This window comes from Swaminathania salitolerans (genome assembly GCF_007988945.1).
GTDB classification, from domain to species: Bacteria; Pseudomonadota; Alphaproteobacteria; order Acetobacterales; family Acetobacteraceae; genus Swaminathania; species Swaminathania salitolerans.
In genome coordinates, this window is record NZ_BJVC01000001.1 from 275,131 (window position 1) to 290,262 (window position 15,132).

The 15,132-nt window shown below is 62.9% G+C and carries 13 protein-coding genes; 3 read left to right on the forward strand and 10 right to left on the reverse strand.

The genetic code is table 11. The features are described 5' to 3' along the window. Positions 1-15: 15 nt before the first annotated feature. From SSA02_RS01180 to SSA02_RS01190, 3 genes are all read right to left on the reverse strand, one after another. Entirely contained in the window at positions 16-597 is a 582-nt protein-coding gene (locus tag SSA02_RS01180) for a DUF1643 domain-containing protein (protein WP_147092102.1), read from the reverse strand. 109 nt (positions 598-706) lie between these two features. After that, positions 707-1,252, reverse strand: a complete 546-nt coding sequence (locus SSA02_RS01185; protein WP_147092103.1) for a peroxiredoxin — start codon at positions 1,250-1,252, stop codon at positions 707-709. 116 nt (positions 1,253-1,368) lie between these two features. Next, positions 1,369-2,679, reverse strand: coding sequence for a lytic transglycosylase domain-containing protein (locus SSA02_RS01190; RefSeq protein ID WP_246103543.1), 1,311 nt, complete (start codon positions 2,677-2,679; stop codon positions 1,369-1,371). A gap of 274 nt (positions 2,680-2,953) precedes the next feature. On the opposite strand from SSA02_RS01190, the gene SSA02_RS01195 reads away from it, so the two are divergent. Together SSA02_RS01195 and SSA02_RS01200 are read left to right on the forward strand one after the other, a co-directional pair. Next, positions 2,954-3,751 carry an ABC transporter permease gene (locus SSA02_RS01195; RefSeq protein ID WP_147092104.1) on the forward strand — a complete coding sequence of 266 codons (798 nt, stop codon included), beginning with the start codon at positions 2,954-2,956 and terminating at the stop codon, positions 3,749-3,751. A gap of 5 nt (positions 3,752-3,756) precedes the next feature. Further along, positions 3,757-4,554 (forward strand): ABC transporter ATP-binding protein, encoded by a 798-nt coding sequence (locus tag SSA02_RS01200; protein WP_147092105.1) that lies wholly within the window; start codon positions 3,757-3,759, stop codon positions 4,552-4,554. Between the two features lie 199 nt (positions 4,555-4,753). Here SSA02_RS01200 and SSA02_RS01205 read toward each other — a convergent pair whose 3' ends face one another. Then, positions 4,754-5,668 carry a class I fructose-bisphosphate aldolase gene (locus SSA02_RS01205; RefSeq protein WP_147092106.1) on the reverse strand — a complete coding sequence of 305 codons (915 nt, stop codon included), beginning with the start codon at positions 5,666-5,668 and terminating at the stop codon, positions 4,754-4,756. A 369-nt stretch (positions 5,669-6,037) separates the two neighbouring features. On the opposite strand from SSA02_RS01205, the gene SSA02_RS01210 reads away from it, so the two are divergent. Further along, a complete protein-coding gene (locus SSA02_RS01210; RefSeq protein ID WP_147092107.1) occupies positions 6,038-6,628 on the forward strand; it encodes a molybdenum cofactor guanylyltransferase in 591 nt (196 codons plus the stop codon). A 10-nt stretch (positions 6,629-6,638) separates the two neighbouring features. Here SSA02_RS01210 and SSA02_RS01215 read toward each other — a convergent pair whose 3' ends face one another. The 6 genes from SSA02_RS01215 to mntR all read right to left on the reverse strand — a co-directional run bounded on the left by SSA02_RS01215 (position 6,639) and on the right by mntR (position 15,017). Beyond that, positions 6,639-7,160, reverse strand: coding sequence for a nitrate reductase associated protein (locus SSA02_RS01215; protein ID WP_147092108.1), 522 nt, complete (start codon positions 7,158-7,160; stop codon positions 6,639-6,641). 112 nt (positions 7,161-7,272) lie between these two features. Beyond that, positions 7,273-8,109 carry a formate dehydrogenase accessory sulfurtransferase FdhD gene (fdhD, locus tag SSA02_RS01220; protein ID WP_147092109.1) on the reverse strand — a complete coding sequence of 279 codons (837 nt, stop codon included), beginning with the start codon at positions 8,107-8,109 and terminating at the stop codon, positions 7,273-7,275. Next, on the reverse strand, positions 8,106-10,385 hold the full coding sequence (locus SSA02_RS01225) for an FdhF/YdeP family oxidoreductase (RefSeq protein ID WP_147092110.1): 2,280 nt from the start codon (positions 10,383-10,385) through the stop codon (positions 8,106-8,108). The genes fdhD and SSA02_RS01225 overlap by 4 nt, the downstream gene beginning before the upstream one ends. A gap of 143 nt (positions 10,386-10,528) precedes the next feature. Then, positions 10,529-12,838, reverse strand: a complete 2,310-nt coding sequence (locus tag SSA02_RS01230) for a TonB-dependent receptor (RefSeq protein WP_246103544.1) — start codon at positions 12,836-12,838, stop codon at positions 10,529-10,531. Positions 12,839-12,998: 160 nt separating this feature from the next. Further along, complete coding sequence (locus SSA02_RS01235; protein WP_147092111.1) at positions 12,999-14,390, reverse strand: Nramp family divalent metal transporter; 1,392 nt, start codon at positions 14,388-14,390, stop codon at positions 12,999-13,001. Between the two features lie 150 nt (positions 14,391-14,540). After that, positions 14,541-15,017: a manganese-binding transcriptional regulator MntR gene (mntR, locus tag SSA02_RS01240; protein ID WP_147092112.1), complete on the reverse strand. Its 477-nt coding sequence runs from the start codon at positions 15,015-15,017 to the stop codon at positions 14,541-14,543. Positions 15,018-15,132 lie beyond the last annotated feature (115 nt).

Below are 15,132 nucleotides of genomic sequence, written 5' to 3' on the forward strand. Positions count from 1 at the left end.
GCCTGCCGAACGGGCTCAGCCGCGAAGCCCGGCGAAAAACGCCTCGTCGAGCGCTTCGGGCTCGAGGGAGGCCGGGAGATAAAGCGGGTGCTCCGGGCGTCCGCCCTTGCTCAGGCGCAAGGTATAGAGCCGGATACCGGCTTCGTGCAGGTTCAGCGCCACCCGGTTGCCGCGTTCTCTCAGGGAGGGGTGGGTCGGAGAACCGTAGGCGAGGATGACCTTGTCTGCCAGCCCAGCCATTTCCAGCAATGCCGCATCGTTGCCCGGCCCGACCGGATCGGTGACCTCGAGCAGTCTTTTCTGGTCTGTGCAGCGATAAGCGAAGCTGTTGCCAACGAGAATGGACCCATAGCCCCAGGCCCGGGCGTAACGCTGGCATTTCGCAACGGTCCTGTCATCGCCCTCTTCGGTTGCGACCGAGGGATTCATCATGAGCCACATCACGGTGGGACGCTCAGGATCCCAGACCCGGTGCAGCCGGTAGCGATAGCACGCGCCCACCCCGTCATACACTGCCGAGCTCACGACGTCGTTTGCGAGGCGGAGCGCTTTCGCGGTTCCGACGTGATGGGAGGAGGGTGCGCGACGAACGGACATGAGGGGTCCGTTCATATCACCGTGCAAACAGGAGCGGAAGCCGGGTTCGCGGGAAGAAAGGGGGCAGCGCGACAGCCATGGAGGAGCCCGCAAGGGGCTCGGATGCACCCTAACGCTTCATCTGGTCCTTTTTCCAGGTCCGGAGCGCGGCGAGGGCGCGATCCACGTGATTGCCCGGCGTGTCCGAGGCGATCGTATCGATGATCCGGCCTTGCGGTGCGATCACATAGGTAACGCGGCGCGCGATATCGAGCATCGGCATCTTGGCGTCGTAAAGACGCGTGACCTTTCCCTGTGCGTCGGAAGCGACGATGAATTTCCCGCCGATCTCATCCTTCGAAAAGGCCTCCAGCTTGCTCAGCGAATCCATGGAAACGCCGATGACGCTCGCGCCGAGCGCGGAGAATTCGGGCAAGGCTCTGGCAAAACCATGCGCCTCCATCGTGCATCCCTTGGTGAAGGCGGCAGGATAGAAATAAAGGACGACCGGCCCCTTCGACAGCGCCTCGTACAGGGAAAACCCGGTATCCCTGCCGTCCTGTGCGGCGGGCAGGGAGAAGTCGGGGGCCTTGGCGCCCTCTTTCAGAGCGGCATATGCCGGGGACAGGCCGAGGACGGCGATGGCGACCAGCGCAGGAAGTCGGATAGGCGTCATGGCCGAACGGCCTCCTTTTCGGATCGGACGGTCGGGTCCACCGGGCGAACCCGGGAGAGAAACCGGTTACGCGCCACGCCCGCCGCCGGAGAATGCCTTGCAGGGCGGAAGAGAAGTCAGAAAGACGACCCCGGAGAGACGACGACGCAGGGTGTGTCCCGACCCATCTTGTGGCAGGCAGCGACGGCACCTTCGTGAGAAAGATTGACCAGCCTTGCCCGGTAGAGATGGGCGCGTCCCGACTTGACCGAGGAAATCTGACTACGCGCGCCACGCAGGGAAGTTCCCCCGTGATTCTGTGCCTGGGCGGCGGCGCGCGTTGCCTGAACGGCCGTGTTGAACGCCCCGACCTGGATCGCCCAGTTGCCCGACTGGACCGGCCTTGCGGTCTGGCGTTGCAGGCCGGGCCGGGGGGTCATGACGGCCAGTACGGGTTCGGCCTTGAGATGACGGCCAACCGGAATGGGCTGCACGGGCGCCCGCCCGGCCCAGGCCTGGCTGACATCGGCAGACGATGCCGTGGTTCTGCCCGTATCCGCGCGTGCCATCTGCACCGGAGGGCTCGATCTGACACCGCGCGCAGCCCAGGCCGCGCTGACCGAGGAGGAGGAAGTCGCAGGGGCTTCGGCCACCTGCATGTCCTGGCTGTCGGCCTGATAGGTCGCCGCCTCCGCCTGATGACGCCAGGCAGCCCGGACGCTGGCGGTTTCGCTGGCATTCTGGGCGACCATCGTTGCGGCAGACGGATCGTGCTGCGTGACCAGAAGATCGGCGGCGGAACGGTTGCGCGGCCAGATCCCGGCAATCTGGGGGCCGACATGGGCCACATAGCGACGCGTCTCTCGGGGCAGATTGCGGCCGCGACGGAGATAGGAGTTGAGGCTCCCCGGACCGTCATTATAGGCGGCGAGAAAACCGGGCGATCCGTATATGTCGTACATCTGCCGGATATAGGCCGCTCCAGCCATGATATTGTCATGGGGATCGTAGGCGTCGTCGCCCAGATTGTACTGCACGCGCATATCGTCATAGGTGGGCGGCATCAGCTGCATCAGCCCCATCGCACCGGGGGTCGAGGTCGTGAGCTGGCCATTGCGATCGAACAGGCGTCCGCCCGATTCCTGCATCATCACGGCGCGTATCCAGACTCCGGGCACATCGAACCGCGCTGAGGCCTCCTCGATATAGGGTCCCCAGGGATCCTGCGGTGGGCCGGGCGGCGCGTAATAGGATTTCGCGTGATGGCGATAGCCAGCCGCTTCCTCGGCGACCGGCATGCGGGGGCGCTGCGGTGTGGTGGCGCAGGCAGAGAGCAGGCCTGTCGCGCAGGCCAGAACGACAAGACGAGAGAGCGGGGTCCCCGTAAGAGACAACCGGCCGGATTCTGTCTGTCCGGCTTGAGCGATCGAGGAACGGGTACGGGCCATGGTCGTGTTTCACCTGATGCGAGCCGAGCGTCTTCTGCAATCTGCGGCAGGAATGCGGCGAAACTACGGATTTCGGGGGCGGAAGTATAGTGCATTCGCGGTCCCGGTTCCGGAGGCGCCCCGCCCCGATCGTCCCACCGATCCTGCCGGGCTTCGCGCTGCCGCCGGAGACGGGGCGATGCGGGTCGGAAGGTTGCGAAAAACCAACCGTTCCGCTAGGCGGATTCTGTTAAGGACATGCCGGGTGGCATGGCGAAGAGTGCCCCGGAGGGACATGATCCAGACTCGCACTTCCCGTGCATGGGACGATCTCGTCAAGGGATTGGCTTCATGGCGTCTCGCGGTATCGCTGGGCCGGACCGATATCAGCCTGCGTTATCGCGGCTCGGTGCTCGGGCCGTTCTGGCTCACCCTGTCGTCCCTGATCATGGTTGCGGCGATGGGCGGCATCTATGCCCGGCTGTTTCATATGGTGCTGCGCGATTATCTGCCGTTTCTCGCCCTGTCTCTCGCCCTGTGGCAGGTGGGGCTTGCAAGCATCATCCAGGAATCCTGCACCTGCTTCATCGATGCTGCCTCGACCATTCATGCCATGCGGCTGCCTTTCACGCTCCATGTGATCCGCCTGCTCGTGCGCAATGCGATCGTGTTCGCTCACAGTATCGTCGTGCCCATCGGCGTATTCGTCCTCTATGGGGTCTGGCCGGGTCTGATGGGGCTTGCCAGCATTCCCGGGCTTCTTCTCTGGCTTCTGGACGGGTTTGCCGCGTGTCTGCTTCTGGGGGCGCTCTGCGCGCGTTTCCGCGATATTCCACCCATCGTTGCCGCGTTCCTGCAGATCGCCTTCTATGTCACGCCCGTCATCTGGCAGCCGTCCCAGCTGGGACCGCGGAGCCGCTATCTTGTGGCCAATCCTTTCTACGATCTCATGGAACTGGTGCGGGCCCCTATCCTCGGACACTGGCCCAGCCCCGCAGCGATCGTCGTCGCTCTTGCGCTCAGCGCCATCTGGTGCGCGCTCGGTTTCCTCACCTTCGTCCGGACGCGCGATCGTCTGGCATTCTGGGTCTGAGCGGCATGGCCAGCATTCGCCTGAGCGATTACTCGCTCGTCTATCCGATGTTCCACGGCAGTGCGCGTTCGTTCAAGAAGAGCCTCGTGCGCGGCGTTCGCCAGTCGCTCTCTGCTTCGCAGCGGTCGGACGGGGTGCAGCGCGTGGGGGGCAACATCGTGAGCCAGGCCGACACGACCATGGTGCTCGCGCTCGATTCCCTGACCCTGTCGATCGGCAGCGGCGAACGGATCGGTCTGATCGGTCATAACGGTGCCGGGAAATCGACGCTTCTGCGTGCCCTCGCCGGGATCTACGAATCGCCCCTCGGCACCCTTGCCATCGACGGGGAGATCCATGCCCTGCTCGATCCGCAATCCGGCATGAATCCGGATCTGACAGGACGGGAGAACATCCGCCAGTACGGGCAGATGATCGGGCTCGACCGGAAAGCCATCGCACGGCTCGAGCAGGATGTGGAGGCATTCGCCGAGCTGGGCGCCTTTCTGGATCTGCCGGTACGGCTCTATTCCTCGGGCATGGCCATACGGGTCGGGTTCGGTCTGGCGACCGCGCCGCGGCCGGAAATCCTGCTGATGGATGAGTGGTTCATGGCTGGCGACCATCATTTTCAGGACAAGGCGCGCGAGCGCCTGACCCGCCTCATCGAACATGTCCGTATTCTGGTCATGACGTCCCATTCCCTGCCGATATTGCGCAGCTGGTGCACGCGGATCGTCTGGATGAAGAGCGGTCGCATCCACCAGGATGGCCCGGCGGACGCGATCATCGATGCCTACGAGGCCGAGCAGGGGCAGGCCTGAAGAGCATCAGGCCCGTGCAGCACAAGTTCGGGCAGCACAAGTCCGGGCGGCACGCTTCCGGGCAGTGGCAGTGCGAGGCACGCCCCGTCCTTCCTGTGCCCTGTCCTTCCTGTGCCCCGTCTTTCCTGTCCGGGATGCCCCGCCTCACGACAGGAGGGCATCCCGACCGGAGCCGGGTTGCGGAAGACGAGCGCGTATCTCAGCTCTTGAAGATGTCGGTGATTGTCGACAGCAATGCGAGGGCTTCTTCGCGGGGGCGCTGGAACGTATTGCGTCCGATGATCGATCCGAAACCGCCACCGTCATGGATGCCCCTTACGGTGTCGAGCAGGGCATCGGTGCTCTCATGTTCGCCACCCGAGAAGATCACGATGCGGCGTCCGGCGAATGTCGATTGCACCACATGGCGGACGCGCGCGGCCATGGTGGAGATGTCGATCTTCTCCTGCTCGTAGACGGCCTTCGCCGCCGGGAGAGACAGGACATCGGTCGGCGGCTTCACCTTGATGATATGGGCGCCGCATTCCGCCGCCATATGCGCCGCATAGGCACAGATATCGATGGCGGTCTCACCCTTCTTGTCGAGCATCGGACCGCGCGGATAGCTCCAGACGATGACCACCAGCCCCGCAGCCTTCGCCTCCTGCGCGAGCTCGCGCAGCTCGTTCATCTGATCGAAGCAGTATTCGCTGCCGGGATAGATCGTGAATCCGATGGCCGAACAGCCGAGACGCAACGCGTCCGAAACGGTACCGGTCACGGCCTGGTTCTTCTCTGTCGCGAGAGAGTTCGAGCTGTTGCATTTCAGGATCAGGGGGATCTGCCCTGCGAAATGCGATGCGCCCGCTTCGAGCATGCCGACAGGCGCCGCAAAGGCGTTCAGTCCCGCATCGATGGCGAGAGAAAAATGATAATAGGGGTCATAGGCTGGCGGATTCGCGGCGAAGGATCGCGCCGGACCGTGCTCGAAACCCTGATCGACCGGCAGGATCACCATCTTGCCCGTTCCGGCGAGTTTGCCGGTGTTCATGAGCCGGACGAGATTGGCTTTCGTGCCCGGCGTGTCCGATTCGTACTTGTCGAGGATGGTCCTGACCTGGGAAGTAAGCGACATGGAACGCTCCTTGTGGTGTTGTCCGCCTCGGCGCCTGCGATGGCGCCCGGGTCTCTGCCTGAACTAACAGGTTCGCCCCCCTTCGCGTTTCTTGCGGGAGGAGAACTATCCTTCACGGTTTCGATAGCGGGCATCCGGTTGCCTCCAAAGACGTTACGCGCGCCGCGATATCGGTGGCGGAGCGAAACCACGCCGTGGGATCCTTCCATCGGGGCGAGACGCGCATGGACAGCCGTTTTGCGAAAGGGGCCTGTGTTGCGCGCTGGGCCCGGCGCAACGATCATGCGTCTTTCCGGTTCCCGATGCGCGGGATACCGGAGTCGGTATACCGGAGGCGGTCGTCGCGCAGGATGTCGGAGTTTTTTGGGGATGCGATGTGCTGTGATTCTCGCTGGCGGAGAGGGGCGGCGTATGGGGTATTGCGCCAAACCGCTGATCGCGTTGCAAGGCAGGACAGTGCTCCGCCATCTGCAGGACCGGCTGGCGCCCCGGCTGGATCGTCTTGCGCTCTCCGTCCGGCGGGAGCATGCGGCCTATGAGGAGACGACACTGCCCCTGCTCGTCGATCCGGTCGAGAATGCCGGCCCGCTTGCCGGTGTGCTTGCGGCCCTCGACTGGGCGGCCTCCTGCGGGGCTGCGAGCGTCCTGACGGTGCCGGGCGATACCCCTTTCATCCCCGATACGCTCTATGACGCCCTTGCTCCCGGGCCAGCCTGTGCGATGAGCCGGGGGCGGCTCCATCCTCTCGTCGCCCTGTGGTCCGTCTCCTCTCGCGAGAGCCTCGCCGCTCATCTGGAGCGGGCCATGATTTCGGGAGAGCGACGGGCATTATCGGTCCGGCATTTCTCCGGATCCAACACGATGCGTCGGGTCGCGTTCGACGATACCGCGCATGATCCTTTCTTCAATATCAATACCCCGGACGATCTCCGGGCGCTCGTCTCCCCCGGAGAAATCTGACGGGACGGGCCTACCGGTCTTCATGCCGCCTCGTTTCCCGATCGGGCGAGGCGGCCCGGGCATCGAGCAGGCCGAACTCGATGAGAGCGGGCACGAAGTTCTCATTCTCGTGCTGCGAGCGCGCGAGTTTGACCAGTGCGAAACGTTGCAGTTCCGACAGGCTGCGCCAGGCAGCGGCGTCGGGTGGGGTCACGCGGTCGGTGGCTGCCTGGTCGAGAACGCAGTTGGGAACGCTGTCGGTTTCCCGCCAGAGCGCCTGCTCGTCTTTCAGAAGCAGGCGCGGCGGTTCGTCCGAGCGAAGGGCGATCAGCGCGAGAAGCCGCGCGCGATAGGCTTCCCGCTCGGGGGCGGTCTCGCAAGGAAGATCGAGAAGGTCTTCCCGCTCCTGAGGGAGGAAACGGCTCCATTGTTTCAGGGTGAGCTTGATCGCACACAGATCGAGCTTCCGGCGTACGCTCATGGGGATGCAGCGCAGGGATTCGGCAAAATCGAGTTCGAAACGGAAGAAAGGAGGAGAGGCGAGATCGGTCATGGAGCCTCGTGACTGGAGGTTGGGATCTGAAGGGCGGGATCCGGAGGGCGGGTGTCCGACGTCCGGTCCGGAACGGCAGGATAGCTGAGTGCGTGCGGCAGCGAAGCCGGGGTCAGGAGGTCTGCGGTCGTATCAGACGATGGCCGCCGCAGAAGACGGAAAAACGGTCCGGGCGCGCATTGCCGATCAGGGTCATGTCGGCGCGTTTTGCGATCTGGATGGCCCGGTCCGTCGGAGAGGAGATGGCGACGAGCGTTGCGATGCCGAATGTAAGCGCCTTCTCGACCATTTCGAAAGAACAGCGGCTGGTGAGCAGGCAGAACCCGCCCTCCGGATCGGCACGGGACATGCATAATATGCCGACGAGCTTGTCGAGCGCATTGTGACGCCCGACATCTTCGCGCACGAACTGGATCGATCCGTCGGCGCGTGCCCAGGCCGCCGCATGGACCATATGAACCTTCTGGTTCAGGATCTGCTGCTCCGGAAGCGCGGCCAGAGCCCGACGGATCGAGGCGATCGCAATCGGCGAGGCCGGGAGGGCGGCATGTGTCCCCCGGATATCCTCGAGCGAGGGAACGCCGCACACCCCGCAGCCGCTCCCTCCGGTCATCAGGCGCTGCCCCCTGCGGATGAGACGGCTGAAATCCTGTCCGGAGATCCGGATATGCGCCTGCCAGTCGCCGTCATGGCGCTCGATCTGACAGGCGAGCAGACCTTCGGGTGAGGTCACGATCTTTTCGGTCAGGACGAAACCCAGAACGAAGTCGTTCAGATCGAGCGGGGTCACCATCATCACGCCATAGACGTGAAACTCGTTGAAGATGAGCGTCAGGGGGATTTCCTCGGCGATGCCGAGTTCGAGGCGTTCCTGTCCGCCATCCGACCGGATCTGGATGGCGTGACGCAACACATGGGCGGAGGAGAGGCTGTCCGGTCTGCGCGTCATGATGCCCGGCGGGACGAGACGATCCGGACGGGTATCGATTTCGCGGCGGGGGTGCCGCTGATCTCGTCGAAATGGTTCAGTGGCAGGAGCGGGTTGAGCTCGGGGTAATAACCGGCAATCGCGCCGCGCGGCATGGGATAGGCAATGGCCACGAGATCCTCGACGCGTCGCGTCACCCCGTCGGTGGAAAGGGTTTCCAGTGTGACGATATCCTCCTGTACGATGTCCCGCGCCTCCATATCCGCATCGTTCATGAACACGACCATGCGCGTGTTGTAGATGCCGCGATAGCGATCGTTCATGCTGTAGATCGTCGTGTTGAACTGGTCGTGAGAGCGGATGGTGGAGAGACGCAGCATGGTCGGATCCTCGATGCGATCATCCACGGCAAGCCCGGGAAAAAGCAGAAACCGGGCCTTGCCGCTCGGCGTGCGCCATACCCGGCGACGGGGCGGGATATCGAGATGAAAGCCGGTCGGATTGCGGATGCGCGCGTTGAAATCCGCATAGATCTCCGGATAGACCGCGGCGATCTTGTCCCTGATCAGGCCGTAATCCGTCTCGAAGAGCGACCAGGCGGTCTTGCTGTCGGGCAGGGTGGCACGCGCCATCCCGCAGACGATCGCAACCTCGGACCGCAGATCCGGGCTGGCGGGCTCGAGCACGCCGCGCGAGGCGGTCACGTTCGACATCGCATCCTCGATCGTCACGAACTGCTCGCCCGTCGCCTGACGATCGATTTCCGATCGCGCGATCACCGGCAGGATCAGCGCATCCCGACCGTGGACGATATGCCCCCGGTTGAGCTTGGTCGCGATGCCCACCGTGAGGTCCAGCTTGCGCATGGCTTCATAGGCGCGCGGCGTGTCCGGAATCGCATGCACGAAATTGCCGCCCATTCCGATGAAGACCCTTGCCTCCCCGGCGAGCATCGCCTCGACCGATTCGACGGCATGATGACCGTGCGCACGGGGCGGTTCGAAACCGAAGACATCGCGCAGACGGTCCAGATAGATGTCGGTGGGTTTCTCGTCGATCCCGACGGTCCGGTCGCCCTGCACGTTCGAATGGCCGCGTATCGGGGCGATTCCGGCGCCTTTCTTGCCGAAATTGCCGCGTAGCATGAGAAAGCCGGCCAGCATGCGGATCATCCGGGCGCCCTGCTGATGCTGGGTGATCCCCATGCCGAAACACAGGATGGTGGCCCGGGATCGGGCATAGATATCCGCAGCCCGCAGGATCTGGTCCTTTTCGATCCCCGATATGCCGACGATCTCGTCCCAGTCCTGCTGGCAGATCTCCTCGCGAAAGGCGTCGAACCCTTCCGTATGCTGCGCGATGAAATCGTGATCGAGAACGGGATCGCCGCGCGCGTCACGCTCGAACAGGGCTTTCATGACCCCCTTGAAGAAGGCGAGATCTCCGCCGATCCGGATATGGACGAATTCCGTGGCGATCGCGGTCGAGCCGCCCGTGCTCATCTGAACGGGGTCCTGCGGCTCGGTAAAGCGGATCAGCGCGCGCTCGGGCATGGGATTGACCACCACGATCGGCACGTTGCGCTTTCTCGCATGGGCCAGAAGGCCCATCATGCGCGGCGAATTGGTCCCGGTATTCTGCCCCACGATGAAGATGGCCTCGGCATGGTCGAAATCGTCCATGACGACCGTTCCCTTGCCGATTCCGATCGCAGCGGGCAGGCCGCGGCTGGTCGGCTCGTGGCACATATTGGAACAATCGGGGAAATTGTTCGTGCCGAATTCGCGCACGAAGACGGAATAGAGAAACGCCGCCTCGTTCGAGGTGCGGCCGGAGGTATAGAACTCGGCCTGATCGGGAGAAGAGAGCGCACGGAGATGCTTTCCGATGAGCGCGTAGGCCTCCTCCCAGCTGCAGGGAACATAGTGATCGGTTCCGGCATCGTAGCGCATCGGCTCGGTCAGGCGTCCCTGTTCCTCAAGCCAGTAATCGCTCTGGGCCGAGAGATCGGTCACGCTGTGACGGGCGAAGAACGCCCGGGTGACCCGGCGCTTCGTCGCCTCGACGGCAAGTCCCTTGACGCCGTTCTCGCAGAATTCGATCTTCTTGTGATGAGTCGGGTCGGGAAAGGCGCAGCTCGGGCATTTGAAGCCGCCCGGCTGGTTCATGGCCAGCAAGGCGCGCGATCCCTTGCGGACGACGCTCTGTTCGAGCAGGGCGCGGGCCGTGGCCTTGACCGCCCCCCATCCTCCGGCGGGATGGTGATAGGGTCGATAAACGGTCTCACGCTTGGTCATTGCGGGTCTCTCTGCTGCGCGTGTTTCCGCCGGAAACAGGGTGGTCGGAACAGGATCATTATACGCAACAAAGGTTTACGCGTCGGAACGCCTCCCTCATTTCTACGTGATGTTCATTTCGCGGGGCATGATCAGGGACCGGTTCAGAAGCTGCTCACAGCCGAGAAGAAGGCCCCCCTGCGGCGTCCGTACTGCGCCTGCGTGACCCCGACCCCGCTCCCGTCGCGGATCTGGTAACGATGGTCGAACAGATTGACCACATCGGCGCGCAGACGGATGGCGTGCCCGAAAGGAACATGGGTGAAGCTGTGCGCGTAGCCGATATTGAAGATCGCATAGGCAGGCTGTTTATCGAGATTGGCGAAGCCGCTTCGCAATCCGTATCCGTACAGGAAATCGAGATAGGCCATATCGATCCTGTTGCTGTAGGAAATACCGGCAGAAGAGGTGAATTCCCCCTGGTGGTCGAGCTGGATGCCATGGTGGCGGATATAGGCGAGCTCGGCCGCCTCGAACTGGTACTGGGCAGAGTTGATGTCCTTCGCCCAGGTCTTCACGAAGGAAAAATTGCCGAATACGGACCAGCCGCCATGGCGCCATGAATTGCCGATCTCGGCGCCATAGACCCTGCCCGTGCGGTAGCTGAACGGGGCGAGTATCACCGCGCGTCCGAACTGTCCGAGATCGCCCTGGTCCCTGGCCCATTTTCCGTAGGCGTCGATCGTGATCTGATAATCCTTCGTGATGTGCTGCAGGATACCGGCATCGACATAATTCGATTTCTCTACCCGTGTCGGCGTGTTCAGCATCGTCTCGGGAGCGTTGGTCGTTCCCGCGAATTTCGCGAGGGTCGCGTCGGAGATGTATTGCGGCGAGGGAGGGGCGAAGAACCGCGAATAGCCGAAATGGATCGTGGTCCCGGGGCGCGGTTTCCAGACCATGTTGGCCCTTGGGCTGAGCTGTCCCTCGCTATGGAAGGAGGACGCGAAACGATCGTAGCGAAGTCCGTAATTGAATGTCAGAGTCCGGGTGAGACGATATGCGTCCTGCAGGTACAATCCGGCCTCCACGGCCCAGTTTCCTCCCCGATCCACGATACGCAGCGGATCGATCCCGCTCTGCTCTCCCTCCTCGTCGACGGGAAAGGCCAGCGTATCCGTATCGAGGCGCTCCCTCGTGTATTGTGCGAGAAACCCGAACCGCAACACATGATGGGGCGCGATGTCGCAGGATGTGTCGAACTGGACGCCGCCCGTGGTGAAGTCGTTCACCTCGCGCTGGGAAATGCCCGAAAAGGCCAGATCCCGGTCGGGATCGTTGCGATATCCGATCCGGCCATAGCGGAAGAAGGGCGATATCTGGAGATTCGTCCGCTCGGTGCTGCGCTGGTAGGAGAGAACCGCATAGTAGTTCTGCTCCGTCTGGCTGTCCTGAAGCAGGCGGGACTGGATCGTCGGATCGTCCGGGGCGATGGTCGAGGCGCGATAGAGGATCGGCAGGGCCGTCGTGGTCGGAAGCTGGAAATCGGCGTAGGATGCGCTCGTCAGAAAGCTCAGGCGGCTCTCGTCATCGAGCCGATAGGCCAGATAGCCGAAGGCCTTCTCCTGCTGTGTGAAATCATGGGTCGGACGGAAGGAATCGGTCGGGTTCTCGATGCCGATATCGTTGCGGTTGTAGGAGGCGGTGACGAAATAATCCCAGCGATCCTTTGATCCTCCGAGCTGCAGCGCGGGAAAGAAGGTATTGTAGCTGCCGCCATAGAGAGAGAGCTGGTTGTTTTTCAGTGTCTCGCCCGATTTCGTCGTGACATCCACGATCCCTGCCGTACGAAACCCGAACTGCGCCGGAAGCGTGCCCGTCAGCAGATTGACCGACTGTATGATCCGGCTGTCCAGCTCCTGCCCGAAACCGTTGAGCCCTTCCGGCAGGAGAACGCCGTTCACCCGGTAGGTCAGCCCGCCATGCTCTCCGCGCACATGAACCTCGCCATAGCTGTCCATGACGACGCCGGGCAGACGCAGCAGGATCTGGCTGAACGCCGCGTTTTCTCCCGAGGGCGTTGCCTCGATCTGCCGCTGATCGATCCCGTAGGAGACCGCCCCCAGGCTGGGTGCGATCCGGCCCCGTACCTGATCGAGATGAGCCGTGACCCTGATTTCCTCCGTCCGGGGGGATGGCGCGCGCAGAACGCTGCGAGGGGGGATGCCGTGAGGAGAATCCTCCTTGCGGTCGTGCTTAGGCTTGCCGGTCGGGTGATCGTCGCGATGCGTTGTCGCACCGGTTCCGTTTTCCGCACGGGAGCTTTCCGCACGGGAGCTTTCCGCACGGGAGTTTTCCACATGGGAGCTTTCCATACGGGGGCTTCCCGCCTGGACGATCGCTCCGGAGGATTCCGCCCAGGCGGGGGAAAGCCCGGATGTCAGAAGCATGAAGGCCGGAAAACCGCCCAGCACCGGCGCAAGAAAGATCCTTGCACGAGCATCTGCTTTAACAATGTTCAAACGCTCACTCTGATAGCAATTGCTATATTTAGGGCTGGGCATGTTGCTTGAGCGTTTCCGCATGGTTTTCCGTTTTTCTTATGGCGGTGTGTCGGTGAGGGAAGGAGGAGGCCTACCCGGCGAGTGTATCGTAAAGCAGCTTGAAATTGAGCACGAGAATGATCCCGGCAACGCCCCAGGAGAGCGCCTGCACGCCGCGCCCGATCGTGAACCGGCCCATCTTCCGTCTGTCCGAGACGAACATCACGAGAGGAACGACTGCGAAGGGAAGTTGCAGGGAGAGCACGACCTGGCTGAGGATAAGAAGGGCGCCGACACCGTGACTGCCGTAGAGCGCCGTCACGACCACGACCGGCACGATGGCGAGGCCGCGGGTGATGAGGCGTCTGGCCCAGTGCGGAATGGTCAGATGGAGGAAACCCTCCATCACGATCTGGCCGGCCAGAGTGCCGGTGACGGTCGAGTTTGTGCCGGAGGCGAGCAGTGCCACGGCGAAGAGGGTCGAGGCGATACCGACACCGAGCGTAGGCGAAAGGAGGCGGTAGGCATCCTCGATCTCTGCCACGTCCTGATGGCCTGTGCCGTGAAAGGCCGCAGCCGAAACGATCAGGATCGCGGCATTGATGAACAAAGCGAGCATCAGGGCGATCGTGCTGTCGAGCACGGTCCAGCGAAGCGCCTCGCGCCTGCCGCCTTCCGTACGCGGGTAGTCACGCGTCTGGACGATGGAGGAGTGCAGATAGAGATTATGCGGCATCACCGTCGCGCCTATGATGCCGATCGCGATATAGAGCATCGCAGGATGGGTCACGATGCCGGGATGGGGAATGAAGCCTTCGAGCACCGCCGCGACGGGCGGTGCTGCGATCGCGACCTGGACGGCGAAGCAGAGGGCGATGATCGTCAGAAGGGCGATGATGAAGGCTTCGAGATACCGGAAGCCCCTGTTCATCAGGAAAAGGACGATGAACGCGTCGAAGGCCGAGATCAGCGCCCCGAAGACGAGCGGTATGTGGAACAGGAGCTGAAGGGCGACGGCGGTGCCGATGACCTCGGCCAGATCGCAGGCGATGATCGCCAGTTCGCAGGTCAGCCAGAGCAGGATGGACACCGACGGGCGGAAATGATCCCGGCACGCCTGGGCCAGATCGCGGCCTGTGGCGATACCGAGACGCGCTGCGAGGGCCTGCAGGAGAATGGCCATGAGGTTCGAGATCATGATGACGGAGAGGAGCGTATAACCGAATTGCGCGCCTCCCTGGAGATCGGTCGCCCAGTTGCCCGGATCCATATAACCGACGGCCACCATGTAGCCCGGCCCGACGAAAGAGAGAAAGCGCTTCAGCCAGGTTGCGCCCTCGGGGGCGACACGAACCGAGGAAAACACCTCGGGCAGACTCTCGCTGCCGGGGCCTGTTTCGCGCATGAAGCGCCATGAGCGTTTCTGCCCGGCATCGTCCTCGGTGCGGGGGGGAAGATCGGGCGCGGTCGTACGGGCGGACATGGGGCGCTACTCAAACCTAAGGCTCGATAATATGCAATATGCTATAACGAGTATGGAGGAAAATACCGGACCGGTAACGTCCTGTTGATGAAAGGGTTTGATATAAGAGGTTCGACGCGATGCGATGCGCTGACCCTGCGTCCGCGCGGTTCAGGGGTCCTGCGGGCCTGTCAGCAATCCGGCAAGGCCGGAGGACAAGGCCCGGTCGAACGCGGCGAGCGTCTCCGCGCTGACATAATGCTCGATCCCCTCGGCATCCACACGCACGGTGTCTTCGCTGATTCCGAGCGCGCGCAGGAAGGTCTCGACGATCCGATGGCGGTTTTTCGTCTCTTCCGCGATGCCCTGGCCCTTCGCCGTAAGGAAAACCCCGCGATAGGGCCGACGATGCACATAACCTTCCCCGGCCAGGCGGGTCAGCATCTTCGCAACCGTGGGTTGCGATACCCCCAGCCTCATGGCGATATCGACCTGTCTGGCTTCGCGCCCCTCGGCGATCAGATCGGCGATCAGCTCGACATAATCCTCGATCAGGGCGTTTCGCCTCGCGGCCCGGTTCAGCCGGAAGCCTTCGGACTGGGCATCCGCGTCCGGCAGCGCGATTTCGGGAATCTGCGCCGACGTCATGGGGATTTTCTTCTTCCGTTCTTCGCTGCCGGTCATCGGATGTTCATCGCAGATAATGTCATGGATCTCAACTTATTGTCTCGCGATTGTCTCACCCGGTCACGCCATGCGATGT

Excerpts from the sequence above, each read along its gene's own strand:
- SSA02_RS01180 (WP_147092102.1), bottom strand. The coding sequence starts at position 597 with ATGTCCGTTCGTCGCGCACCCTCCTCCCATCACGTCGGAACCGCGAAA.
- SSA02_RS01185 (WP_147092103.1), bottom strand. The coding sequence starts at position 1,252 with ATGACGCCTATCCGACTTCCTGCGCTGGTCGCCATCGCCGTCCTCGGC.
- SSA02_RS01190 (WP_246103543.1), bottom strand. The coding sequence starts at position 2,679 with ATGGCCCGTACCCGTTCCTCGATCGCTCAAGCCGGACAGACAGAATCC.
- SSA02_RS01195 (WP_147092104.1), top strand. The coding sequence starts at position 2,954 with ATGATCCAGACTCGCACTTCCCGTGCATGGGACGATCTCGTCAAGGGA.
- SSA02_RS01200 (WP_147092105.1), top strand. The coding sequence starts at position 3,757 with ATGGCCAGCATTCGCCTGAGCGATTACTCGCTCGTCTATCCGATGTTC.
- SSA02_RS01205 (WP_147092106.1), bottom strand. The coding sequence starts at position 5,668 with ATGTCGCTTACTTCCCAGGTCAGGACCATCCTCGACAAGTACGAATCG.
- SSA02_RS01210 (WP_147092107.1), top strand. The coding sequence starts at position 6,038 with ATGCGATGTGCTGTGATTCTCGCTGGCGGAGAGGGGCGGCGTATGGGG.
- SSA02_RS01215 (WP_147092108.1), bottom strand. The coding sequence starts at position 7,160 with ATGACCGATCTCGCCTCTCCTCCTTTCTTCCGTTTCGAACTCGATTTT.
- fdhD (WP_147092109.1), bottom strand. The coding sequence starts at position 8,109 with ATGACGCGCAGACCGGACAGCCTCTCCTCCGCCCATGTGTTGCGTCAC.
- SSA02_RS01225 (WP_147092110.1), bottom strand. The coding sequence starts at position 10,385 with ATGACCAAGCGTGAGACCGTTTATCGACCCTATCACCATCCCGCCGGA.
- SSA02_RS01235 (WP_147092111.1), bottom strand. The coding sequence starts at position 14,390 with ATGTCCGCCCGTACGACCGCGCCCGATCTTCCCCCCCGCACCGAGGAC.
- mntR (WP_147092112.1), bottom strand. The coding sequence starts at position 15,017 with ATGACGTCGGCGCAGATTCCCGAAATCGCGCTGCCGGACGCGGATGCC.